Annotated in this window: 23 protein-coding genes; 16 read left to right on the top strand and 7 right to left on the bottom strand. The window is 71.2% G+C overall.

What is annotated here, in order from left to right:
• Nucleotides 1-159 precede the first annotated feature (159 nt).
• The gene (locus ABEA43_RS13970; RefSeq protein ID WP_345561814.1) at nucleotides 160-1,653 is read left to right on the top strand and encodes a glycosyl hydrolase family 18 protein; all 1,494 of its coding nucleotides are present in this window, start codon (nucleotides 160-162) and stop codon (nucleotides 1,651-1,653) included.
• Here ABEA43_RS13970 and ABEA43_RS13965 read toward each other — a convergent pair.
• Nucleotides 1,631-2,914: an MFS transporter gene (locus tag ABEA43_RS13965; RefSeq protein ID WP_345561812.1), complete on the bottom strand. Its 1,284-nt coding sequence runs from the start codon at nucleotides 2,912-2,914 to the stop codon at nucleotides 1,631-1,633. The two genes, ABEA43_RS13970 and ABEA43_RS13965, sit on opposite strands and share 23 nt — an antisense overlap.
• Nucleotides 2,911-3,471, bottom strand: a complete 561-nt coding sequence (locus tag ABEA43_RS13960; protein WP_345561811.1) for a helix-turn-helix domain-containing protein — start codon at nucleotides 3,469-3,471, stop codon at nucleotides 2,911-2,913. The genes ABEA43_RS13965 and ABEA43_RS13960 overlap by 4 nt, the downstream gene beginning before the upstream one ends.
• 152 nt (nucleotides 3,472-3,623) lie before the next feature.
• Between ABEA43_RS13960 and ABEA43_RS13955 the strand changes: the two genes are divergently transcribed.
• The 9 genes from ABEA43_RS13955 to ABEA43_RS13915 all read left to right on the top strand — a co-directional run bounded on the left by ABEA43_RS13955 (nucleotide 3,624) and on the right by ABEA43_RS13915 (nucleotide 11,346).
• Nucleotides 3,624-5,414 carry a PA14 domain-containing protein gene (locus tag ABEA43_RS13955; protein WP_345561809.1) on the top strand — a complete coding sequence of 597 codons (1,791 nt, stop codon included), beginning with the start codon at nucleotides 3,624-3,626 and terminating at the stop codon, nucleotides 5,412-5,414.
• A 184-nt stretch (nucleotides 5,415-5,598) separates the two neighbouring features.
• Nucleotides 5,599-5,961, top strand: coding sequence for a nuclear transport factor 2 family protein (locus tag ABEA43_RS13950; RefSeq protein WP_345561808.1), 363 nt, complete (start codon nucleotides 5,599-5,601; stop codon nucleotides 5,959-5,961).
• A gap of 51 nt (nucleotides 5,962-6,012) precedes the next feature.
• The gene (locus ABEA43_RS13945; protein ID WP_345561806.1) at nucleotides 6,013-6,252 is read left to right on the top strand and encodes a hypothetical protein; all 240 of its coding nucleotides are present in this window, start codon (nucleotides 6,013-6,015) and stop codon (nucleotides 6,250-6,252) included.
• Nucleotides 6,253-6,339: 87 nt separating this feature from the next.
• A complete protein-coding gene (locus ABEA43_RS13940) occupies nucleotides 6,340-6,879 on the top strand; it encodes a GNAT family N-acetyltransferase (protein ID WP_345561804.1) in 540 nt (179 codons plus the stop codon).
• A gap of 73 nt (nucleotides 6,880-6,952) precedes the next feature.
• Nucleotides 6,953-7,459: a SigE family RNA polymerase sigma factor gene (locus ABEA43_RS13935; RefSeq protein WP_345561803.1), complete on the top strand. Its 507-nt coding sequence runs from the start codon at nucleotides 6,953-6,955 to the stop codon at nucleotides 7,457-7,459.
• Nucleotides 7,456-8,808, top strand: coding sequence for a hypothetical protein (locus ABEA43_RS13930; RefSeq protein WP_345561801.1), 1,353 nt, complete (start codon nucleotides 7,456-7,458; stop codon nucleotides 8,806-8,808). The genes ABEA43_RS13935 and ABEA43_RS13930 overlap by 4 nt, the downstream gene beginning before the upstream one ends.
• Nucleotides 8,805-10,340, top strand: coding sequence for a dolichyl-phosphate-mannose--protein mannosyltransferase (locus ABEA43_RS13925; protein WP_345561800.1), 1,536 nt, complete (start codon nucleotides 8,805-8,807; stop codon nucleotides 10,338-10,340). The genes ABEA43_RS13930 and ABEA43_RS13925 overlap by 4 nt, the downstream gene beginning before the upstream one ends.
• A 215-nt stretch (nucleotides 10,341-10,555) precedes the next feature.
• A complete protein-coding gene (locus tag ABEA43_RS13920; RefSeq protein WP_345561799.1) occupies nucleotides 10,556-11,041 on the top strand; it encodes a hypothetical protein in 486 nt (161 codons plus the stop codon).
• Nucleotides 11,038-11,346, top strand: coding sequence for a transcriptional regulator (locus ABEA43_RS13915; protein WP_345561798.1), 309 nt, complete (start codon nucleotides 11,038-11,040; stop codon nucleotides 11,344-11,346). The genes ABEA43_RS13920 and ABEA43_RS13915 overlap by 4 nt, the downstream gene beginning before the upstream one ends.
• 8 nt (nucleotides 11,347-11,354) lie before the next feature.
• Here ABEA43_RS13915 and ABEA43_RS13910 read toward each other — a convergent pair whose 3' ends face one another.
• Complete coding sequence (locus tag ABEA43_RS13910; protein ID WP_345561797.1) at nucleotides 11,355-12,344, bottom strand: BtrH N-terminal domain-containing protein; 990 nt, start codon at nucleotides 12,342-12,344, stop codon at nucleotides 11,355-11,357.
• A 143-nt stretch (nucleotides 12,345-12,487) separates the two neighbouring features.
• Between ABEA43_RS13910 and ABEA43_RS13905 the strand changes: the two genes are divergently transcribed.
• Both ABEA43_RS13905 and ABEA43_RS13900 read left to right on the top strand, forming a co-directional pair.
• Complete coding sequence (locus tag ABEA43_RS13905; RefSeq protein WP_345561795.1) at nucleotides 12,488-13,504, top strand: hypothetical protein; 1,017 nt, start codon at nucleotides 12,488-12,490, stop codon at nucleotides 13,502-13,504.
• Between the two features lie 87 nt (nucleotides 13,505-13,591).
• Entirely contained in the window at nucleotides 13,592-16,390 is a 2,799-nt protein-coding gene (locus tag ABEA43_RS13900) for an AfsR/SARP family transcriptional regulator (RefSeq protein ID WP_345561793.1), read from the top strand.
• Here ABEA43_RS13900 and ABEA43_RS13895 read toward each other — a convergent pair whose 3' ends face one another.
• Together ABEA43_RS13895 and ABEA43_RS13890 are read right to left on the bottom strand one after the other, a co-directional pair.
• Nucleotides 16,391-16,876 (bottom strand): phospholipase A2, encoded by a 486-nt coding sequence (locus ABEA43_RS13895; RefSeq protein ID WP_345561791.1) that lies wholly within the window; start codon nucleotides 16,874-16,876, stop codon nucleotides 16,391-16,393.
• 36 nt (nucleotides 16,877-16,912) lie between these two features.
• Nucleotides 16,913-18,235 (bottom strand): FG-GAP-like repeat-containing protein, encoded by a 1,323-nt coding sequence (locus ABEA43_RS13890; RefSeq protein WP_345561789.1) that lies wholly within the window; start codon nucleotides 18,233-18,235, stop codon nucleotides 16,913-16,915.
• 138 nt (nucleotides 18,236-18,373) lie between these two features.
• Here ABEA43_RS13890 and ABEA43_RS13885 point away from each other — a divergent pair, with 138 nt between their 5' ends.
• Both ABEA43_RS13885 and ABEA43_RS13880 read left to right on the top strand, forming a co-directional pair.
• Nucleotides 18,374-18,901 carry a response regulator gene (locus tag ABEA43_RS13885; protein ID WP_345561787.1) on the top strand — a complete coding sequence of 176 codons (528 nt, stop codon included), beginning with the start codon at nucleotides 18,374-18,376 and terminating at the stop codon, nucleotides 18,899-18,901.
• Nucleotides 18,874-19,140: a response regulator transcription factor gene (locus tag ABEA43_RS13880; protein ID WP_345561786.1), complete on the top strand. Its 267-nt coding sequence runs from the start codon at nucleotides 18,874-18,876 to the stop codon at nucleotides 19,138-19,140. Before ABEA43_RS13885 ends, ABEA43_RS13880 begins: the two co-directional genes overlap by 28 nt.
• A gap of 37 nt (nucleotides 19,141-19,177) precedes the next feature.
• Here ABEA43_RS13880 and ABEA43_RS13875 read toward each other — a convergent pair whose 3' ends face one another.
• Nucleotides 19,178-19,807 carry a cysteine hydrolase family protein gene (locus ABEA43_RS13875; RefSeq protein WP_345561785.1) on the bottom strand — a complete coding sequence of 210 codons (630 nt, stop codon included), beginning with the start codon at nucleotides 19,805-19,807 and terminating at the stop codon, nucleotides 19,178-19,180.
• A gap of 251 nt (nucleotides 19,808-20,058) precedes the next feature.
• Complete coding sequence (locus ABEA43_RS13870) at nucleotides 20,059-21,690, bottom strand: alpha/beta hydrolase (RefSeq protein ID WP_345561783.1); 1,632 nt, start codon at nucleotides 21,688-21,690, stop codon at nucleotides 20,059-20,061.
• 285 nt (nucleotides 21,691-21,975) lie between these two features.
• Here ABEA43_RS13870 and ABEA43_RS13865 point away from each other — a divergent pair, with 285 nt between their 5' ends.
• Complete coding sequence (locus ABEA43_RS13865) at nucleotides 21,976-22,446, top strand: hypothetical protein (RefSeq protein WP_345561781.1); 471 nt, start codon at nucleotides 21,976-21,978, stop codon at nucleotides 22,444-22,446.
• A gap of 77 nt (nucleotides 22,447-22,523) precedes the next feature.
• Nucleotides 22,524-23,384, top strand: coding sequence for an aminoglycoside phosphotransferase family protein (locus tag ABEA43_RS13860; protein WP_345561779.1), 861 nt, complete (start codon nucleotides 22,524-22,526; stop codon nucleotides 23,382-23,384).
• Nucleotides 23,385-23,386 lie beyond the last annotated feature (2 nt).

Genomic DNA, 23,386 nt, shown 5'->3' with positions numbered 1-23,386 from the left:
TCGAGATTATTCCTTCGCGTCCTGTTTGTATAGCTTTCAGGCCAACCGTCTCTTCGGGATATGACACAGCCGGTATGGAATCTCGCATGGACCTCAATCGGGGTCGCTGCCGATAATCCGGGGAACGCCCCCCACTGCCCTGCCGGAAGGTCGTCCCCGATGAAGCGAATGCCGCGTTCCGTGGTCATGGCGGCCTGTCTCCTGCTGGCCGCCCTGGGCGTCCTCGTCACCCAGTCGTCGGCGAGCGCCGCGAACCTGCTGGCCAACCCGGGCTTCGAGACCGGACTCGGCCCCTGGTCCTGCACCGGGGGGCTGGGCTCCGTGGTCGCGTCGCCCGTGCGTTCCGGGACGGGCGCGCTCGCGGGGGCGGCGAGCGGCTCCGACACCGCGCAGTGCGGCCAGAGCGTCGCCGTGCTGCCGGGCACCGCCTACACCGTGTCGGCCTGGGTGCGCGGCGCCTACGTCTACCTCGGCGTGACCGGCGGCCAGTCGCGCTGGACCTCGTCGGGCACGGCGTACACACAGCTCACGCTGTCGTTCACGACCGGCGCCACGCAGACGTCCGCGGTGGTCTACCTGCACGGCTGGTACGGCCAGGGCACCTACCACGCCGACAACGTCACCTTCGACGGCCCGGGAACCCCGCCCTCACCCACCGTCTCGCCTTCTCCCACGCCAACCCCCACTCCCACTGACAGCACCTGCGCCGTCAAGCCCCGGCCGGCCGGCAAGGTCCTGCAGGGCTACTGGGAGAACTGGGACGGGGCCTCGAACGGCGTGCATCCCCCGCTCGGCTGGATCCCGATCACCGACTCCCGCATCCGCGCCCACGGCTACAACGTGATCAACGCCGCCTTCCCGGTGATCCGCTCCGACGGCACGGTCCTGTGGGAGGACGGCATGGACGCCACCGTCAAGGTGGCCACCCCGGCCGAGATGTGCCAGGCCAAGGCCGCGGGGGCGACGATCCTGATGTCCATCGGCGGCGCCACGGCCGGCATCGACCTCGGCTCCAGCACCGTCGCCGACCGCTTCGTGGCCACCGTCGTGCCGATACTCAAGCGCTACAACTTCGACGGCATCGACATCGACATCGAGACCGGCCTGACCGGCGGCGGCAGCATCACCCAGCTCTCGGCGTCCCAGTCGAACCTCATCCGCATCATCGACGGCGTCCTCGCCCAGATGCCGCCCGGCTTCGGCCTCACCATGGCCCCCGAGACGGCGTACGTCACCGGCGGCAGCGTGGTCTACGGCTCCATCTGGGGCGCCTACCTGCCGATCGTCAAGAAGTACGCCGACAACGGCCGCCTGTGGTGGCTGAACATGCAGTACTACAACGGCAGCATGTACGGCTGCGCGGGCGACTCCTACGCCGCCGGCACCGTGCAGGGATTCGTCGCCCAGACCACCTGCCTGAACAACGGCCTGGTCATCCAGGGCACCACGATCAAGGTCCCGTACGACAAGCAGGTCCCCGGGCTGCCCGCCCAGCCGGGAGCGGGCGGCGGCCACATGCCGCCCGCCCTCGTCGCGCAGAGCTGGAACAGCTTCTCCGGCGGCCTCAAGGGGCTGATGACCTGGTCCATCAACTGGGACGGCTCGAAGGGCTGGACGTTCGGCGACAACGTCAGGTCCCTGCAGTCCCGCTGACCTCCTCCCCGGTCATCCGGCCGGCCGGCAGGTCGCGGAGGCGGCGCAGCGGGCTCGCCAGCAGGATGAGCCCGCTCAGCGCGAAGACGCCCAGCATCACCCACAGCGCCGCGCGCACGGAGAACGCCTCCGCCAGCGTGCCCGCGAGCAGGGCCCCGAGCGGGATGGCGCCGAAGTTGACCACCTGGACGCTGGTGCTCACCCGGCCCATCAGCTCGCTGGGCACGTACGACTGCATGAAACCGCTGAAGATCACGTTCCCGGCGACGATTCCCGCGATGATCGCGATGCTCGCCGCCACGAACAGCACCAGCCCCGCCCCCCGGTCCGCGCAGGCGATCAGCAGGCCGGCGGGAGCCAGGCCCGCCTTGCCGAGCAGCACCGCCCGCGCGCTGCCCAGCCACGCGGCCAGCGGCCGGGCGGCGAAGGCGCCGACGACGCCGCCTGCACTGGTGGCCGCGATCAGCGCGCCGGTCGGGCCCGCGGCCAGCCCGATGTCACCGATCAGGAAGATCACGAGGAGTGACTGGTAGCCGGTCAGCGCCAGGTTGGCCACGCAGCCGTAGAGCATGTTGCCGCGCAGCAGCGGGTCGCGCAGCACCGTGCGCAGGCCGTCCGCGATCTCGCTGCGCAGCCGCCGCCGGGGGCGCGGCTCGACGGTCTCGACGTGCTTGACGCGCATCAGGCAGACGGCCGACACGGCGAAGCTCGCCGCGTCCACGACGAGACCGCCGATCGCGGACACGAGCTGGGCCAGGAGGCCGGCGACGCCGGGGCCCGCCAGGTTCGCCACCTGCTCGCTCCCCTGCAGCTTCGCGTTGGCCTCCAGCAGGTCGGGCCCCTCGACCAGCGACGGCAGATAGGCCCGGTACGCGGTCGCGAAGAACACCTTCGCCGTCCCCGCGGCCAGCGCGACCACGACGAGCTGGACGATGCCCAGCACCCCGAGGAGCGCCGCGGCGGGCACGCTGAGGAAGGCCGCCATCGACGCCCAGTCCGCGGCCAGCATCACCCGGCGCCGGGGCAGCCGGTCCACCCAGGCCCCCGCGGGCAGGCCGACGAGCAGCCACGGCAGCCAGACGGCCGCGGCCAGCACGCTGACGGCGAACGCGGAGGCGTCCAGCACCGTCACCGCGACCAGCGGCAGCGCGACCGTCGTGACCGCGCTGCCCAGGCTGCTGGCGCTCTCACCGATCCATAACAGCCGGAAGTCCCGCTGCCTGAGCAGCCCGAACCGCCGCGCCCGGGTCACGGTCGTCATGGCCGGCCCGGTACGCCGCGGGCGAAGGCGAACACGGTGGCGCGCTCCTGCCCGTCGTCCGGCACGTCCCGCTCCGCCCACTTGTTCATGACGGCGACGAGCTCGGCGGCGAACTCCGCCAGCTCGTCGTCGGTCGCCTGGATCCAGGTCTCGGTGGAGAAGGGGCCGCGCTGCCAGCGTTCCTGCTCGGACTGCGGCTGGTCGGCCCACCGCCGCACGTGGCCGATCTGCCGCTCCAGGTTGAGCGATTCGAGGGCGCGGGCGATGGCCTCGCCCGCCGCGTCCTCGGCGAAGTCCGCCGAGGACCAGCACAGGCTCTGCGACGTACGCCGCCACCACCGCTCGCGCCGGTCCTTGGCCAGCTCGGGCGCCTCCTCGATGAGACCGGCGGCGGCCAGGGCGCGCAGATGATGGCTGACGTTGCCCACCGCCTCCCCCGTGTGCTGGGCGAGCACGCTGGCGGTGCGGGGCCCGTTCAGCTTCAGCAGGTCGAGCAGGCGACGGCGCAGCGGATGCGCCATCGCGGCGAGCACCCGCGAGTCGGTGATCTGGGACATGACGGCCACCCTAATGCACAAGAGTCATTGTGCAACACCTCTTGTACACTTTCCCGCCGGGGGCTCCGCCTGGCGATCACCCTGCCGTTTACGCACCTGTCATCCGCCCGTGTCATGATCCATTGGATTGTGGACCCTGTGACAGGAGAAGGATGACTGCGTTAGCACGTCGCGCTCTGCGGGCCGTTCTCACCGGTGGCCTGGTCGCCACCGCCGTGATCTGGCCCGCCGGCGCACCCGCGGGAGCGGCCGCACCTCAGGCCGCCGCCGCCAGCGTGTCCATCGACTACACCAAGCCGCTCCGCACGCTGTCCGCCGCCGACTACGGCATCGGCATCACGGGGTACGGCAATCAGTCGTACATCACCAACGACGCCCGCCACCGCGAGCTCATCCGCAAGCTGAAGGCGGGCCGGATGCGCATAGAGCTGCACTACGAGGAGCCCGGCAACCACGCCAGCCCCATCGTCTGCGGCGGCTTCTACTGCGACACCAAGGTCTCCGGCGACGCCTGGATCACGGCCATCCGCGACCTGGGCGCAGAGCCGGTCATCATCCTGCCGGTGGACGCCCGCCAGACCGCCGAGGTGAACCGCGACGACGCGGTCGCGCTGTACGAGCACTTCGCGGCCCAGGGACAGCCGGTACGGCGGTTCATCGTGGGCAACGAGACCGACTGCTCCTGCGTGCCCGGCAAGGCGGAGATCCCGGCGGACGAGTACAGCAGGCGGTTCAACCTGATCGCCGACGCCCTGCGCGCCAAGGACCCGGCCGTCCAGCTCGGCGGCCCCGCCACGTCCGCGAACAAGCTCGACTACATCAGGACGTTCCTGCAGACCTCGGGCAGCCGCGTCGACTTCCTGGACTATCACGACTACGGCAACGGCCAGGACGTCGTCACCGACGAGGCCCTGCTCGGCCCGGTCATCCGCGCCTACGAGACCGACCTGAAGGAGGTGTCCGCGCTCGCCGAGTCCATCCTCGGCCGCAAGATCGGCATCCAGATCGGCGAGTACAACTCCGACTGGGACGACCAGGACGGCCACCGTACGCTGACGCACTTCAACACGCTGTGGGGCGCGGCGGCGCTCGGCCAGATCCTGCACGCGGGCGGCTCCGCCTACCAGTACGGCGACAAGAACGGCCGGCTCGGCCTGACCAGCACCGACGGTGAGGGCGGGGTGCCGCGCAACGAGCCGCTGCCCATCTACCACGGCATCGGCATGTTCACCGGGGAAGAGCTGTTCAGGCCGTTCGGCACGACGATGGTGACGGCGACCTCCGGCAGCGACCAGCTGCACGTGTACGCCTCGGACGCGGCCAAGAACGTCGTCCTCGTCAACGTCGGCGCCGAGCCGCTCACCACCACCCTGGCGTACACCGGCCTGACGACCGGCACGGCCGCGGTCTGGCAGAGCACGGCCGCCGCGTGGGCGCCCCACCAGACCGGCACCACCGCGATCACGGCCGGCCGGAGCACGCTGACGCTCCCCGCGAGCTCGGTCACGACGCTGGTCATCCAGGAGCCGGGCCTGTCGGCCACGTACTTCGACAATGCCGACCTGACCGCGCCCAAGGTCAGCCGCGTCGACCCCACGGTGAACTTCGACTGGGGCTCGGGCACCCCCGACCCGGCCCTGTCCCCCGACACCTTCAGCGCCCGCTGGACGGGCAAGGTGATCGCCGACCGCGCCGAGACGTACACGTTCATCACCACCAGCGACGACGGCGTGCGCCTCTGGGTGGACGGGACGCCGCTCATCGACGCCTGGACGGACCACTCCAAGCGCGACGACAGCGGCCAGATCGCGCTGACGGCCGGGGCCCACGACATCAAGATGGAGTTCTACGACGGCGGCTACGACGCCATCGCGCAGCTCCACTGGTCCAGCCCCACGCTGGCCCGCCAGGTCATCCCGGCGGAGAAGCTCACCACCGGCTGAGCTCCCTGTTCGTGGTCACGAACCCGCCTGGCCGGCGACGGCCAGGCGGCACCGGAACGACGCGCTGCGCACCGGCCCCGCCCGATGCGGAGCGACAAGAATGCCACCTTTGCGACAGTTGCCTGCCGCGCCTCGTCCCGTAGCGTCCCCACCAACGTTCCCGGCCACGTGAGGGATGATCGGCATGTCCGACGAAGCGGTACGGCACGTTTTCCAGACGGTGGACACGTTCGATCCCGACGCGTTCGCGCGGCTGCTGGCCGAGGACGCCACGCTGGTGTTCGGCAACGCCGAGCCGATGGCCGGACGCGAAGCGATCGCCGCCGGGCTGCGGGCGTTCTTCGCCACCATCGGCGGCCTGCGGCACCGGATCGTCAGGAACTGGCAGGCCGGCGCCGACACCATCGCCGAAACCGAGGTGACCTACCGCCGGCTCGACGGGAAGGACGTCAGCGTCGCGGCCGTGTCGATCTGGCGCACCGGCGGCGACGGCTTGATCTCGGACTACCGCGTCTTCATCGACCTCGCGCCCGTCTACGCGTCCTAGCGCCCTCGGGGTCGCATGGTTCGAGCTTCAAGGCTCGGGCAGTTGCGGGTCATGAACGGACAGGACGAAGAACCCTCGGGCACACCGGCCGCCGTAGGACAGGTCAACGGGGAGAGCGACATCATCGCCGAACGCGCCGGGGTGGAGCTCAGGGAAACGCGCCGCCCGATCCCCGCGGAGCCGGTCGAGCCGCCGCCCGACCCGGAGCGGAAGATCGAGGCCGAGCGACGCGAGGCGGCCGAGGATCCCGGCGGAGAGGACGCCCGCCCCGACGCCGAGCCCACCGGCTGAGGGCGCCCGCCCCGACGCCGAACCCACCGGCTGAGGGCGCCTGACCCGGCATGCGATGACCCGCCGCGGATGAACCAAAATGGCACCATGAACGATTTCCGCGTGTCCCTGCTGCCGGCCGGTGCCTCCGCTGAGCCGGCTGTGCTCGCCCGGCTGTCCGACCTGGTCAACGAGGTGTACGCGGTGGCGGAGAAGGGGTTGTGGCTCGACGAGGCGACCCGTACGAGCACCGCCGAGATCGCCGCGACGGCCGGGGCCGGGGAGATCGCGGTGGCCCGGCAGGGGCGGCACATCGTCGGCTGCGTTCGCGTCCGGGCGCTCGACGAGCGGACGGCCGAGTTCGGCATGCTGGCCGCCGATCCCGCCCACCGCGGCCGGGGCGTCGGCCGTGACCTGGTCGCTTTCGCCGAACGGCACGCGCTCGACGGGGGACGCGAGGTCATGCGGCTCGAAGTGCTGACGCCCCGGGAGTGGACGCATCCGTCGAAGGAGTTCCTGGCCGCCTGGTACTCCCGTCTCGGCTACCGCAGGACCGGGGTCGAGCCGGTCGAGGACTTCTACCCGGCGCTGGCGCCGTTGCTGGCCACGCCGTGCGACCTGGTGGTGTACCGCAAGGCGTTGATCTAGGGGCCGCTGGGTTTCCGAAGAATTCACCGCGCATGATGCAACCCTTCCGGTGAGTTGCGGCATCTGGGAGGTTGTGGATCTCTTGAGTGCGGACGAGGAGTACACCGCGTACGTCCGCGGGCGTCTGCTCTGGTTACGCCGGATCGCCTACTCGCTGTGCCAGGACTGGCATCGCGCCGACGATCTGGTGCAGACGTCGATCACCCGGCTGTACGTCAAATGGCGTCACGCCCGCCAGGCGGCCGACCTGGACGCGTACGTACGGGTGATGCTGGTCCGGGTCTTCCTGAAGGAGCAGCGGGGCGGCTGGTTCTCGCGCACCCGGCTGAGCGCGGCGCCCCCCGAGGCCGTCGCGCACGGGTGGGACGCCGATCTGACCATGGACCTGCGCCGGGCGCTGGCCCTGGTGCCACCGCGGCAGCGGGCCACCTTGGTGCTGCGCTTCCACTGCGACCTGAGCGTCGAGCAGACCGCCGCGGCGCTCGGCTGCTCGACCGGGACCGTCAAGAGCCAGACCGCCCGCGGGCTCGCGACCCTGCGCGAGCTCCTCGATGTGACGCCGGCCAAGGAGGATCGATGATGGATCTCAAGCCCTTGTTCGAGAGCTTGGTGCCGGACGAGCCGCCGCCGTCGAAGGTGGACGTGGGCACGGCCATGCGGGCCGGACGCCGGCTGCGCCGCCGGCGCCGGGCTCTGACGGCCTCGGTGCCGCTCACCGCGGCGGCCGTCACCGCGCTGGTGCTGGCGACGGGATCGCTGGCCGACCTCGGCCGGCGCGACGCGTCCGCCACCCCTTCGCCGTCCGCCGCCTCCCCTGCCCCTTCCGGCTTCAGCCCCTCCCCTGGCTTCAGCGGCTCCCCCGTCCCGTCCGGCCTCAGTGGCTCCTCCGGCTTCAGCGGCTCCCCCGGCGCCCCGGTCTCCCCGGTCTCCCCGGTCTCCAGCGGCTCCAGCGGCTCCAGCGGCTCCAGCGGCTCCAGCGGGAACGTCTGGGCGGCCGCGATGAGCACCGTCCCGGTCGCGGCCGCCGACGGCTCGGCGTACACGCCGGTGACCGCCCTGAGCGCCACCGAGCTGCTGCTGCGCGCCGGCGGCAGGCTGGAGGTGTACGACACCGCCGCCCGCAGGACCCGGGTCCTGGGCGACCTGCCGGAGGGCGCACGCGAGCACCGCCCGCAGGCCATCGAACCTGGCCAGGAGCACATCGCCTGGTGGGCCCACGACGTACGCACCCAGAAGTCCGCGGACGTGTGGGCGCTGCCGCGCGCCGGCGGGCGGGCCACTCTCCTGGCCCGCCTCAGCGGGCCGGCCGCGGCGGTGGAACGCCTCGGCGTCCTGCCCGGCCGCGTCGTCTGGTCGGTCCGGCAGGGCGGGTTGTACGCCGTCCCGATCACCGGTGGCGCGCCCCAGGCCCTGCCCGGCACCGACGGCCTGCACCTGATGTCCTGGCCATGGGCGTCCGACGTCCCGCAGCACCAAACAAGCACAGGCACGAGCACGAGCACGAGCGCTGGCACCAGCACCAGCCAGAGTGTGCTCGTCAACCTGGAGACCGGCGAGCGCACATCCCTGCCTGCCCGGCCAGGAGCGACGGGAATGCGCTGCAGCCTGACCTGGTGCGTGGCCACCATGGAGGGCCGCACCGTGACCTGGAATCGCGCCGACGGCGAGTCCCGGGTGGTAGGCGGTCGGCTCACCCCGGCGTCGCAGATCCGCGCCGACCGCTTCATCGACCTCGGCGCGACCGTGCACGACCTCGTCACGGGGCAGGACATCGAGATCGGCCCGAACACGTCACCAGGCGAGTCCTCCCCCGGGCTGGTGTTCAGCTGGCCGGCGCAGCCGCCCTGCGGCTCGTCGAGCTCGGCCTCCTGCGCCTCCGGCAGCCGTACCGAGCTGGCCGTGCTCAACCTGGCGGCGGTTCAAGGGTGAGCCCGCCTCCCCAGAGCCTCGCCCGGACCGCGGTGCGCTGGCTGGTTCCGCCCATGCCGTCCGACGCGTGGTGGGGATGGGCGGGCCCGCTCTTCGTCACCGTGCTCGGCGGAGCCCTGCGCTTCCTCCGCCTCGGCGAGCCGCACGCGGTGGTCTTCGACGAGACGCACTACATCAAGGGGGCCTTTTCGCTGCTGAGGTTCGGTGTCGAGCGGATGACGCTGGGCACCTCAGAAGACCCGGTCGCCGATCGGATGATCATGGCCGGCGACCTGGGCATCTGGCGGCGGTGCCCGTCCGTCGAGGAATGCGCCGAGTACGTCGCGCACCCGCCGCTCGGCAAGTGGATGATCGCCGCCGGCGAGTGGTTGTTCGGCATGACGCCCTTCGGCTGGCGCTTCGCCGGCGCGGTGGCGGGCACGCTGTCGATCCTGATCATGGCGAGGGTGGCGCGGCGGATGACCCGGTCCACGTTGCTGGGCTGCCTGGCCGGGTTGCTGCTCGCTCTCGACGGTTTGCACTTCGTGCTGTCGCGGACGGCGCTGCTGGACGTGTTCCTGATGTTCTGGGTGCTGGCCGCCTTCGCCTGTGTCGTGGCCGACAGGGACTGGGTCAGGCAGCGGTTGTCCGGGACGTCTCCATCGGCGGGTGTGCGGCCATGGCGGCTGGCCGCGGGCGCGTGCCTGGGAGCCGCGTGCGCCGTCAAGTGGTCGGGGGTCTTCTTCCTGCTCGCCTTCGCCGTGCTCTCGCTGATGTGGGACGCGGGTGCGCGGCGGGCGCTGGGGCTGCGGCCGCGTCTGACGGCGCAAGGGCTGACGGGCGCGTTCGCCCTGGTCCCAGGCGCGGTCTACGTGCTCACCTGGACCGGCTGGTTCCTGCGGGCCGAGGGCTGGGGACGCAACTGGGAGCGGGCCACCCAGGCGGGGCCCGGCTTCTTCGTCGTCGACTCGCTGCGTTCGTGGCTCGGCTACCAGCTCCAGGTGCTCGGCTTTCACACCGGCCTGGACACCCGGCATCCGTACATGTCGGAGCCGTGGCAGTGGCCGCTGCTGCAACGTCCCGTCGCCTTCCACTACCAGAGCCCGCAGAACGCCTGCGCGGCCGAGGACTGCTCGCAAGCGGTCCTGGGCGTCGGCACGCCGGCGCTGTGGTACCTTGCGCTGCTCGCCCTCGTCGCACTCGTCGCCCGGTACGCGGCCGTCCGGGACTGGCGGGCCGGGGCCGTGCTGCTCGCCTACGGGGCGGGGTGGCTGCCGTGGTTCTATTACGCCGTCGCGGACAACCGCACCATGTACCTGTTCTACATGGTCCCCGTCGTGCCGTTCATGGTGCTGGCGCTGGTGATCGTCGCGGGGCTGGCGCTCGGGCCCGGCGGGACGGCGTCGATCAGGAGAGCCGCGGGGGCGGCCGTCGTCGGAGCGGGAGCCCTCATCGTCCTGGTCGACTTCTGGTGGCTTTACCCCATCCTGTCCGGCGAGACGATCACGTACCCGGCGTGGTGGGCCCGGATGCTGATGCGGTCATGGGTGTAAAGCGCTCAGGAGGAGACGACGCCCGCGTCGTGGGCGATCAGCCCGGCCTGGGTGCGGTTGTCGCAGCCCAGTTTGTCCAGCAGGCGCGACACGTACCCCTTGATGCGCTGCCGGCCTGGCTGGCCCGCACGATCGCGGCCCGCGCCCGGATCCCTACTTGACGGTTTGGAAAGGAGAAAGTACTTTCCGGTTAGGAAAGTACTTAGGGAGCCGTCATGCACATCACTCCGGAAGACGCCGCGCAGTCGCTCGCCCAGATCCAGCAGACGCAGCACAGGGCGCTGCGATCCGCGCCGCCGATGTTCCCCTCGTGGTACCTCGTGGCGGTCTGGACGTTCGTCGCGGGCATGCAACTCGTCACCGAGGTCACCACGCCGTGGGTGCTCTGGATCGGCGCTCCCGCGCTCGCGATCGCCCTCGCGGTCGCCGTCGTGGCATTCATCCGCGAGGTCCGGAACCAAGCCCTGCGCCCCCATGCCTCCGTGGTCGACCCCTGGTCGTGGGCGGGCTTGGCGGGCTGGATCGTCGCGACCAGTCTCGGGGGCGTCGCGATGGCGTTCGGCTTCCAGGCCCTGGGCGTCGCCTACCCCCGTACGATCATGGGCGCCGTCATGGTCGCGATCGTGGCGCTCACCGCGCCCGTCCTGACCCGGTGGATGTCCGTGCGGACGGCTCGCCGGGCCGAGACGAGCGAGCGATGACCCCGCAGCTCGACCCGATCATCCACGCGCCGACCAAGCTGCAGATCGTCTCCCTGCTCGCCGCCGCGGAGGAGGCCGAGTTCGCCTTCGTCCGCGACAGCCTGGACATCAGCGACTCGGTCCTGTCCAAGCACGCGGGCGCCCTGGAGGCGGCCGGTTACGTGAAGATCCGCAAAGGGCACGTGGGCAAGCGCCCGCGAACGTGGTTCAGCCTGACACACCAGGGGCGCGCGGCCTATCGCGAGCACGTGGCCGCGCTCCAGGCCATCGTCGCCCAGTCGGGCCTCTCGGTCTTCCCAAGCTGACCGGGCTGCTATGGTCGCATCTCGCTCAGCGCCCGCATGGCATCCCGCTCGATGCGCGCGAGGTCGTGCAGGACGACCCCGGCCTGGTCGAGACACGCCGCGTCGCTCCCCTCACCAGCCTTGTCGATCAAGGTGGCCACGTCCGTCCACAGGGCGGCGGCCTCGGCGTACAGCCGGTGGCCGGTGCGAAGGCGGTCGTCGTCGATGAGGCCGGCGCACTCGCCGAGGAAGTCGCGGTAGAGGGCGCGGAACAGGGCGCCGCCGGTGCCGGCCTTCTCCATGAGGAGGGCGATCTGCGGCAGGTCCCGCTTCGGCTCCGCCACGCGATGCGGCCACGCGGGCACCAGGCGGGCGGCCTTCTCGATGCCACGATGACCCAGGTTCGCGATGGGCGGGGCGAGGAAGGCGCCGGCGCAGGCCTTGATCGCGGGGACGATCCGGTCCTGCCAGGAGGGCGGGCGCTCCGGCAGGGTGATGGTGAAGGAACGGTTCCTGGCGGTCATCGGGCCGCGTTCCGCCCTCGCCATGGCCAGGGCGGTCCGGCTCGTCCGCACGGCTCCTCCCTGCTGCGCGGTGTCCACCAGGTACGCCTGATGCTCGTCGTAGCCGTACATCGCGACGACATGGCCGCCGAAGTGCACCTTCGACCCGAAGTAGTCCAGGTGGTAGGAGTCGAGCTGCAGACCGACGGGCAGTCCCACGTCGATGCGGGCGGAGACGTTCTCCCACGCCTTGCGTGCTGAGCCGGTCTCCTCGGTCAGCAGGGTCAGCCCCAGTCTGGCGGTGAGGTTCCTGGTGAGCTCGAAGGGTTTGACGCGGCCTCCGAGGAAGGGGAACTCCATGCTCTTGGCGTCCCAGTAGATGAAGGACAGCCCCGAGCCGAGCCCGAACAGCATGGGCTCGGACAGATCGAGCCCCTGGTGCCGCAGCAGCACGCCCAGTGCCGTCGTCTCGCAGTGGTGCAGGCCGCGGGCCTCGATGCCGTCCACGATGGTCATGCGTCACTCTCCTCGATAGCCGGACGCCGGAACCAGCATGATGCCTCCCATAAGGGGAGAGTCCAGCGTCCTCGCGCAGGCGCTTCCCCGCGCGGCGGGGTTTGCGGCACCATGATCACATCGTTCTCGGTGAAGGAGGCTGCTTGCTCGTTTTCGCCTGTGCGGGGTGCGGCGCCGTGATGACCGCGCGGCTGTCGCGGGTGGCGCTTCCCGACCACTCCGGCCAGAAGTACGGCCACGGCCTGCTCCCCGGTCTCCTGGAGCCGGGAACGTACGTGGTGGACCCTGGAAACGGCCGGCCGTGGGAGCCGCTGCAACCCGAGCCGGAAGAGCACGGCCTCCGGCAGCTGGCGTACTGCATCACGGGACCCCCGGACCGGATCGGGATCGCGCCGGGCGACGTCCGCGGGACCGTCTTCGTCCCGGAGCGGCTGGGCGGCTGCTGTTGCGGCTGGGACGGCCAGTACGGGCCCAACCTGGCGTGCGCGGAATGCGGCTGCCCGGTGGCCACCCGGGTCGACGACTGCGGATTCTGGCAGGTGGTGTGGCTGGAGCCGGACGCCGTGCGCCCCGTCGCCGTCGACGGGCCCGTCCAGCGGGTGATCGGCTGGGCGGAGCTGGCGGGCACGCCGCCCGTGGATCAGCTCGGGTTCTGGAGCCCGCTGTGGGAGGCCGCGGTCGCGGTGGCGCTGGCGCACCTGGTGGCGCTCTCAGGCGGTACCCGGGTCACCGTCCCCGACGGGCCTGTCGCCGAGACGTTTCGCCGGGCGATCGACAGCCTGCTTCCGCCAGGACCACCGGAACGGCGCCTCGTCCTGGCCGGGCCCGGCCTGCCCACCGCGATCAGGGACATCGCCCTGGTGCCGCGGCATCCGCAGACCGGCGAGGTGTGGCCGTGCGACGCGGCAGCGGTCGTGCCGCTGGACGCCGGCGTGTGGACGTACCTGGCCCGCCACGACGACCGGCGGCTCGCCCCGGCGGCGCACGGGATGCCGGCCGGCGTGCGCCGCGACGATCCGCCCCCGCTGCTGCCGCGAGGTCTTTTCGAGCCGGATGGACGGGTGTTCCTCCGCACGCTGGAGCGGCTGGCGCCGGTTCGGCCGCCGTGGTTGGACCACGTCTATGAACGGGTGCAGGCCCGCCCCCGGGAGTTCGCGTAGACCCCCACGGCTCCAGCGCAGAACCCAGGGACATACCAGCATGAATCGCTAGACTTCCGAATCTTCGTTGACGATGGGAGCACTCCCTTGAGACTGGAGATCAGGTGCCTCGGCCCCTGGGAGGTCAAGGCCGACGGCGTCCCGGTCAAGATCGCCGGGCTGCGCAGGATCGCGGTCCTGGCCCGGCTCGCCCTGGCCTCGGGGCAGGCCGTACCCACCGATCGGCTGCTCACCGACGTGTGGGGGGACGGTTCCGCCGCGACCGCGGGCAAGCAGCTGCACATCGTGGTGTCGAAGCTCCGGGAGACGCTCGCCGCCCACGGAGGGGCGGAGATCATCGAGACCGTCCCCGGCGGTTACCTGCTCGCGGTCGAGCCCGGCCATGTCGACGCCCTCGCCTTCATCCGCCTGTCCGGGCAGGCACGTGCCGCCGGCGCCGAAGGAGAGATGGCGGCCGCTGACGCGCTGTTCGGCCGGGCTCTCGGGCTGTGGCGGGGCCCGGCGCTGGCCGAGGTGGACGCGCCCTGGGCGAGGATCGAGGCCGACCGGCTGGAGGAGGCGCGGCTGGCGGTGCTGGAGGACCGTTACGAGCTGCGCCTGGCCACCGGTGACCATCAGGCCGTGGCCGACGAGCTCGCCGTGCACGTCAGAGCGCACCCGCTGCGGGAGCGGCCCGCCGCCCAGCTGATGCTCGCCCTGTACCGCGCCGCGCGGGTGCCGGAGGCGCTCGACGTCTACCAGCGCACCCGCCGGGTCATGGTCGACGAGCTGAGCATCGAGCCCGGCACGGAGCTGCGCCGCCTCCACCAGGCCGTCCTCGCCGCGGATCCCGCGCTCGGCCTGGCGCCGGCCGCGCAGATCACGCAAACAGGAAACGCCGCGCGGGCCGAGCTTCCCGGGGGCACCCGGGTGTTCACGGCGCGGGCCGCCGAGGTCGAGCGGCTGCGCGCCGATCTGGTGAGCGACGCCGCGGTCACCGTGATCAACGGGCCCGGCGGGATCGGCAAGTCCGCGCTGGCCGTACACGTCGCTCATGCCGTGGCCGGACGCTTCACCGACGGCGTGATCTACGTCAACCTGCGTGGTTCCACCGCCGGGCTGGTCCCGCTGGCGCCGATCGAGGCGCTTCGCCAGCTGCTGCGCTCCTTGGGGCTGGACGGCACCGCCGTGCCCGCGGACGCCGAGGAGGCCGCCGCCCGCTACCGCTCGCTCACCGCCACGGGCAATCTGCTGGTGATCCTCGACAACGCCCGCGACGTACGTCAGGTCCGCCCGCTCGTGCCCGCCGGGCAGGGCTGCCGCGTTCTGGTCACCAGCCGCGATCCGCTCACCACCTTGGACAACGCCCGGCACCTGCACATCGGCAGGTTCGACGACACCGGTGCCGCCACGCTGCTCACCCGGATGGTCGGAGCCGATCGCGTGCGGGCCGAACCGCGGGCGGCGGAGGAGATCGTCCGGCTCTGCGGCGGTTTCCCGCTCGCCCTGCGCATCGCGGGAGCCCGGCTGGCCGCCCGTCCCGACTGGTCGCTCTCCGAGCTCGCGGTCCGGCTGGCCGACGCGACCCGGCGGCTCGACCTGCTGGAGTACGCCGATCTGGCCGTACGCGCCAGCATCGCGGTCAGCCACCAGCAGTTGCGCGAGGAATCAGCCGGACGCGACGCGGCCCGGTTGCTCGCCCTGCTCGGGCTGCTGGACCTGCCCACGCACACCCCGGCCACCACGCTCGCGCTGGCCGGCTGGACCGGGCACCGCGCCGAGGCCGCTTTGGAGCACTTGCTGGACGCCGGCCTGCTCGAACCGGCCGGGCCGGCCCGCTACCAGTTCCACGACCTCATCGGCCTGTACGCGCGGGAGCAGGACGTCCCCGCCGGCGAACGGGCCGATGCGGTCAGGCGCGTGCTGCACCACTACCTGGCCACCGCGCAACGGGCCTCCTCCTTGCTGAACGGCGGCAGCGTGGACCCCGTCCGGTACCCGGCCGACCAGCCCGGGGAGCGGCTCGCCGGCCTGGCGGCCGCCAACGACTGGGTCGAGCGCGAGCGGGACAACCTGCTGGCCGCGGTACGGCAGGCGGCGCGTGCCGCCGATCCTGCGACGGCGGGGCTCGCGCACGCCCTTCAGTGGCTGTTCGACTGCCGGGGCTGGTTCCCCGAGCTCGTCGAGGTGAGCGAGGAGGCGCTGCGGCTGGCCAGGGAAGAGGAGGACTGGGCGGCCCAGGCGTACCTGCTGCAGGGGCTCGGCTCCGTCCACCAGCAGCTCGGCCGCTTTCAGGAGTCCATGTCCCGCCTGCGGGACGGCCTGGCCTGCTGGGACCGGGCCGGGCTGCCGGACCGGAAGGCGGGGATTCTCAACGACCTGGGCATCACCTACACCATGATGGGCCGCTACGACGACGCGCTCGCCGTGCTGGAGAGCGCCCTCGTCATCACCGGACGGACCGGGCGCGCGGACCATGAGGCCTACGTCCGTAACAACCGGGTCCACGTCTACTACCGCCAGGGGAGACACGGGGAAGCCGTGGACGAGGCACGGCACGCCCTGGCGATGGCGGAGGAGCTGGACGACACCGGTGACCTCGGCATCGCCCGCGACACCCTCGCCGACGCCTGCCGCGCGCACGGCCTGCTCCACGAGGCCGTCGAGGAGTATCGGCAGGCGATCAAACTCCAGCGCGAGGCCGGCTTCGCCATGGGCACCGCCGTGTCCTGCTGGTGGCTCGGCCACACCCTGCATGATCTGGGACGGCACGAGGAGGCCAGGGAGGCCTGGCGGGAGTCGCTGGGGATCCTGCGCGAAGCCCGCCTCCTCACCCCCGTCGAGGTGGCGGGCTGTCTCGCGCAATCGGTCCCGGACACGCCGGGACCGATCAGGAACCAGCTGTGACTATCCGAACGCCTTGACCGCGAGGTAGAACTCGTACGCCACGGTCTTGCAGGCGGCCTTCTTCACGCCGGAGAACCGCCTGTCACACGTTCTCTTCATGTCTCCGTGGAAGGCCCCGTCCACGCTCTTCTTGAAGGTCTTCCAGCCGCTCGAACTCGCGAGTTTCTTGACGTTCCGGTAGCCGAAGTCGTGCCGGGTGCACGGGATGAGGAAGATGGCCTTCCAGCTGTCGGCGTTCGATATCTTCTTCGGCACGGAGCAGCCGTTGGTGCTCCAGTCGAACGTGTAGTCCTTGATGGCGGCGGTGTTCCGATTCGCGCGGGCCTTCACCCATCTGTCGAAGCTGGCCTTGGAATCCATGGTGAGCTGCACCGCCATCGCGAGCCGCGCCGCCTTGCTCTTGTCCAGGGCCGTGGCCTGGGCCGGGGCGGCCAGCGCGGCGCTCATTGCTAAAACCGCCACGGTGACGGCCAGGGTCTTCTTCATGGATTTCTCTTTTCTGGGAGGGAGGAAGGACAGCTCTCAGCTGCCGGGGAAGTACGGTGTCCAGCCGGGGCCGAGCTCGATGCGGCTGGAGAAATTGTTGGCGCCCTTGCCGTTCCAGACCTGGAGGTGGTCGTTGAGCACGGCCGCGATGTCGGTGTTGCCGTCGCCGTTGATGTCTCCCAGCGTCATCAACGTGGGGATGTACGGCGTCCAGCCGGGGCCCAGCGCGATCGCGCCGGCGAAATCGTTGCCGCCCTCGCCGTTCCAGACGTGCAGGATGCCGTCCTTGACCGCGGCGATGTCACCGATGCCGTCGCTGTTGAAATCGCCGCCGATGGGCCGGCTGTACTGCCCCCAATTCGCGCCGAGCTCGATCCGGCTGGAGAAATTGTTGGCGCCCTTGCCGTTCCACACGTGCAGGTGGTCATTGGCGATGGCGCCGATGTCGGTGTAACCGTCACCGTTGATGTCGCCCAGGCTCATCAGCGTGCCGGCGTACGGCGTCCAGCCGGGACCGAGCGCGATCGCACCGGCGAAATCGTTGCCGCCCTTGCCGTTCCAGACGTGCAGGGTGCCATCCTTGACGGCCATCAGGTCGCTGATCCCGTCACTGTTGAAATCACCCGCGATGGGCTTGCTGTACTGCTCCCAGTTCGCGCCGATCTCGATACGGCTGGTGAAATTGTTGGCGCCCTTGCCGTTCCAGACATTCAGTGTGCCGGTGGCCTCGGAGAAGATGTCACCGATGCCGTCGGAATTGAAGTCCGCACCGAACAGGCTGGGCTTCTTGCAGCCGTTGAGGCTCTCGACGTTGCGCCACTCGCCGCCAGGGGCGGGGCCGTACGCCTTGCCGCCGAACCTGGCCGTGACGCGTTCCGCGCCCTCGAAGCCCCAGCTGGCGGACCCGTCGCCGTTCGCGTCGTAGCCCTGCTCGTAGTGCAGGTGCGGGCTGCCGTTCGAGGTCGGCCCGGTGTGCCCGACCCGCCCGATGTTCTGGCCCCGCGTGACCCGGTCGCCCACACCCACGGAGCGCGACTGCAGGTGGAGGTAGGTGGTGAAGTGGCCGCCGCCGTGATCGATCTGGATCATGTTGCCGGCGTTGGAGTGGTAGGAGGACTTGTTCACCCGGCCGGCGGCGGGCGCGACCACCTGCGAGCCCTCGGTTCCCGACTGCGGCTCGCGGACCATGTCCAGGGCGGGGGCGTGCGTCGAGTCCCAGGTGTTCAGGCGCCATTTCTGGTCGCAGGGGAAGGGCAGTTGGAAGTCGGGGGCTGCTGCGGCGGCCGTCGATGTCGCGACCAGGCCACCGGCGACGACCGAGAGGAGCATGGCCGCGCCGGCTAAACGTCTCTTCAGCACGTCGTACCTTTCGCAGAGGGGGTGCGGAGAAAGGCTCGACACACGGGGGAGATTCCGTCGCGCGCCGAGACGCTACCCGACAGTAGGTTCCGGCGGTATGTCCCTGGTATGTCGCGACCAGCGCCCAGCTCCGCGCGCTTGAAGAGGTTCCGGGCGCAGGCCGCCCGCGCCGGGTTCGACCGGCTGCCGCTGTGGCCGGCCCGGGCCCGGCGGCGGGCTCGTGGTGGCGCTGATCCCGCTGGTGGTGACGCCATGACGGTACGCGTCGTCATCGCCGACGACCATCCGATCGTCCGCGACGGGCTGGCGGCGCTGCTGTCCACGCTGCCGGACATCGACGTCGCCGGCGTCGCGGCCAACGGCAGGCAGGCCGTGCGGGCCGCGGTCACGCTCGCGCCGGACGTCCTCGTGCTCGACATTCAGATGCCGGACATGACCGGCATCGAGGCGGCCAGGGAGGTGGCGGTGGCCGCACCGGGGGTGGCGGTCTTGATGCTCACCATGTTCGACGACGACGAGTCGGTGTTTCGGCCATGCGGGCCGGGGCGAAGGGGTACCTGCTCAAGGGCGCGGACCAGGGTGAGATCGTCCGGGCCATCAACGCCGTGGCCGCCGGTGAGGCCATCTTCGGGCCCGGGGTGGCCCGCCGTGTCCTCGGCTATCTGACCGCGCCGCCCAAGGGTGAGCCGTTCCCGGCGCTCACGCCGCGCGAGCGCGACGTACTCCACCTGATCGCCGCCGGGCGCTCCAACGCGGCGATCGGCACGCAGCTCGCGCTCGCTCCGAAGACCATCAGCAACCACATCTCCAGCATCTTCGCCAAACTGCAGGTCGCCTCACGCGCGGAGGCGATCGTCCTGGCGAGGGACGCGGGCCTGGGACAGAACACTCCGCCCGCACCGTAGCCAGGGGTGCACGCCTCGGCCGGATGAACGGCCAGGATCACTGCCGCGCTCCTTCGAACGCGGTGACGAGCTCTCCCGTGGTGAGGATGGCGTGGGCGAAGGTGGGGCCGTTCAGCTCATGCGCGGCGTGCATCATCTCGGGGAGAAAGGCGGCGGTGGCGTCGCGGACCAGCGTCACGTGATAGCCGAGCTCCATGGCGAACCGGCTGGTGGATTCGATGCAGGTGTTCGCCAGCACGCCGACGACCACGACGTGGGTGATGCCGTGCTGCTTGAGCTGGAAGTCCAGGTCGGTGTTGGCGAACCCGCTCTGCGCCCAGTGCTCGTGCACGACGACGTCGCCGGCCTGCGGCTGGAGGTCGGGGTGGAACTCCCCGCCCCAGGTGCCCCGGGCGAAGCTGTGCCGTTCCTGGATGCCGCGCTGGGTGGGGTTCGGGTGGGCCCAGGTCTCGTAGTCGCCCGGCTCCCAGCGGCGGTGCGGGACGTACACCACCTGGACGCCGGCCTCGCGGGCGGAGGTGAGCACGGTACGCAGGTTGCCCACCAGGCCGACCTCCTTCGCCACGGGCTCAAGCCGTGGCCAGAGCTTGCCGCCCTCGGAGATGAAGTCGTTGTAGGGATCGACCAGCAGAACCGCCGTGCGGCGGAGGCCGTGAGCCTGGGCCACCGTTCCTCCTCGGATGCGCATCCTGAAGCGGGCCGGCTCCGCTCCTTCGGCTGGTCTACCCAGGCCCGGGCATCGCGACCTGGCCGAACGGTCCTGTTCGGGTCAAGCGGGTGAGGTCACCTGGGCGATGCGCGGCGCAGCATGGCCGCGGGGAACGCTCTCCCTGTTCCGCGACCACACCCGCCCCAGCTCCGGCGGGACGGTGGCCGGCCACCCGATCACTGACCGGCCGGGATCGGGTGGCCACGCCACTACAGCGGGCCCGGAGCGAGCGGGTACGGCAGAACCGCGGAGCGAACGCCGGCGCCCGGCGCCGACGGGCAGAAGCGGTCACGTGCCGGCAGCGCCCCAGTGGTCAGGAAGGAGCTCATCGCCTCCTCGGCGCAGCTGCCCAGCCCGATGACGCCGTGGCCTCCCTGGTCGACCGTGATCATGACGGCCCGCCGGCCGAGCACGGCACGCAGGCCGCGTGCGCTCGTCAAGGAGGTGGAGGGATCTCGGGTGTTCTGCAGGATCAGCACGTTGCGCGACCCGTGACCGGTGACCGTCACCGGCGGCTCCACCGGGCGGGTGGGCCACGCCGCGCACGCCCAGAAGCTCGACGGCATCCCGGCCGTCACGGGCCACGCCTGCCGGTCGGCCGCGACCCGCCGGGCGTACGAGGCCACATCGCGTGGCCAGGCGACGTCATCGCAGAGCACCGCCAGAAGAGCGGCGGCATAGTTGTCCGCCGGCACCGTCTCCGTCCCCGAGCCGCCCATCGCACCACGAGAAGCGCGCAGCAACGCCAGTCGCGCCTGAGGAGCGTCGGCCATGGTGGATCCCTGAGGGATGCTCGCCAGCTCTTGCAGGAGTTGCGCCAGGTACGGCAGGTAGCCGTCGAAGTAGATGAACCCCCGGGCGATCTCGCGCAGCAGGTTGCCGTCGAACTCCGGGCCGCCCGGGTTCGGCAAGGGCTGCCGGTCCAGGGCCGCGGTCAGCCGGTCGTAGGTGCGGCGTACCTCCTCCTGGGTTGCGCCGAGGTGGTAGACGGCGTCCCGCTCCGCCGCGAAGGCGAGGAAGTCGGGCAGGCGTATCGCGACCGCCTGATTCCAGGTCGCCAGGAACTCCCGCCAGACCAGCCTCGGGTTGACGGCGCTGTCCAGCACGATCCGGTCGCCTCGGCTCGGGAACAGCGAGATGTAGACCGCTCCCAGGTAGGTGCCGTAGGAGATGCCGAAGTAGGACAGTTTCGGCTCGCCGAGCGCGGCTCGGATGCGGTCCATGTCCCGGGCCGTGTTGGCCGTGGTGATGTACGGGAGCAGATCTCCGGAGTGCCGGGCGCAGGCGGCCGCGGTGTCTCGCGCGAAAGCGACATTACGCTCGATGCTGCCGTCCGGCGCCGGGTACGGGACTAACAGCGTGGGCAGGGTCACCGGGTCGAATGCGCAGGTCACCGGCGTGCTGTAGCCCACGCCTCGTGGATCGAACCCGATGAGATCGTACCGATCCAGGGTGTCGGACGGCAGGACGGTCGCCAGAGCGCTGGGCAGGTCGAGGCCGCGTTCGCCCGGGCCACCCGGATTGGACACCAGGATTCCGCGTCGCGACCCGGGTCGCGACGTGGCGATCCGGGAGATCGCGATGTCGATGGTCCGCCCGCGCGGGGCCCGGTAGTCCAGCGGCACCTTCAAGGTCGCGCACTGCTGGCGCGGGTCGCGCCGGATGCCGCCGGGCTCCGCAGGCGGGCACTCGCCCCAGACCGGCGCCGGTCCCCCGGCGTGGGCCACCGTCGGCTCGGGCATGCGGACTTGGGTGTGTGAGTCGGCTAGCGTCGGCGCGCCTGCGGTCACCGTGGCCACCGTGACCGCACCGACGACGAACGCCGTTAAACCTAAGCGCATTGTGGCTCCTTCTGACGAAAGCGGGAAAAGCTACTGCAGGTCCGCACCGTGATCGGCGGGCCGTCGCCGAGGCCGTGCCGCCGCAGCCACGCTTCCGCGCATCGAACGTCCGCCTGCCGCGGGCCGGCGCTCAGCATGGAGCTGTTCGTCATGCCTGCCTCCTTTTGTTGCAAGCTTTGTATCAACATGTTGCGTCATAGCTTGCGACAAAGTCAACCGGCACGACACCAGAAGCCGAACTCGGCGCATGGTCATCCCTCGGACGAGGTCCTGGTGGATCTCAGCGTGCCGCGACCTGTCGAGGCCTTCTTCGGCATCGGCGGGCAGGCGCCTGATGCCCGGGCCCAGGTCGTGCTCACCGGTCTGCAGCCGATGCCGCCGGGCCGGCACGGCGGCCGGTCGTCGTTCGAGGCCGCGGCGCACGAGGACGGCGACGGCTTCCCGGGCGCGTGGCGGTTGCGGGTGTACGCGGTGTGCGCGAGCCCGCTGCCCGGCCTGACGTACCGGCAGGCTTCCGCGCCGGTCTCGTCGGCGATCACGGCCGCCGAGATGGTGCTCTGCCCGGCGGGCAAGGTCGTGCTCGGCGGCGGCGGGGGGCACGTCGCGCTCACCGAGCACGGGCTGCAGATGGACAACGCGTTCGCCACCGCGTACGAGGACGAGAACGGGATCCCGGCGACGGCGCGCAGGTCGCCAAAGCGCCTCGCGGAGGAAGAGCGGGCGCCCTTACCTGGGAGACGAGTGCCCCACCCTTGAGGCGTGCCATCCCGTTCCACGCTTTGCCCGACGCCCACGGCGCCTGTGTCCAGGCCATCCCCCACTACGGTTGCGGGATGAACACCCCGGCGGCGGAAGCCGACATCGACACCGACCTTGTCAACCGCCTGGTCCGCACGCAGTGCCCGGATCTGATGGGCCCGCTCACCGCCGTCGCCAACGGCTGGGACAACGTCATCTACCGCCTGGGGACGGACCTGTCCGTGCGGCTGCCCCGCCGCCGGGCCGCCGTCGACCTCATCGTCAACGAGCAACGCTGGCTGCCGGTCCTGGCCGGATACGTGCAGGTCGCACTGCCCGTACCCGTCAGGGCCGGCGTGCCCGGCGAGGGCTACCCGTGGCCGTGGACGGTCGCGCCCTGGTTCGACGGCCACACGGCCGCCGACGTATCGCCGTCCGGCCGTGCCGGCATCGCCGTCCCGCTGGCCGACTTCATGACGGGCCTGCACCGGCCCGCACCGCCCGACGCACCGCGCAATCCCGTCCGCGGCGTCCCGCTCGCCACCCGCGACGAAGTCGTACGGGAACGCCTCCAGACCATCCCCCGCTCAGCCGAGCTTCTCCCCCTCTGGCAGCGGCTGATCGATCTGCCGCTCTGGCAGGGGCCTCCGCTCTGGCTCCACGGCGACCCGCACCCGGGCAACCTCCTGCTCGATGGGGACAGGCTGGTGGCCGTCCTGGACTTCGGCGACCTCACCAGCGGCGACCCCGCCACCGACCTGGCCGCCGCGTGGCTGGTGTTCGACGAGAACGCGCGCGAGGTCTTCCGGTCACGGGTGCACGCCGACGAGGTGACCTGGGAACGCGCACGGGGCTGGGCCCTCGTCATGGGCACCGCCCTGGCCGTCCATTCGGCCGACAACCCCACCATGGCGGCCATCGGCGAGCACGTTCTCGACCAGATACTTCTCCCCTGAAG

Source organism: Nonomuraea rosea (assembly GCF_039539705.1).
GTDB classification, from domain to species: domain Bacteria; phylum Actinomycetota; class Actinomycetes; order Streptosporangiales; family Streptosporangiaceae; genus Nonomuraea; species Nonomuraea rosea.
This window is presented reverse-complemented; position numbering and strand designations above follow the sequence as displayed.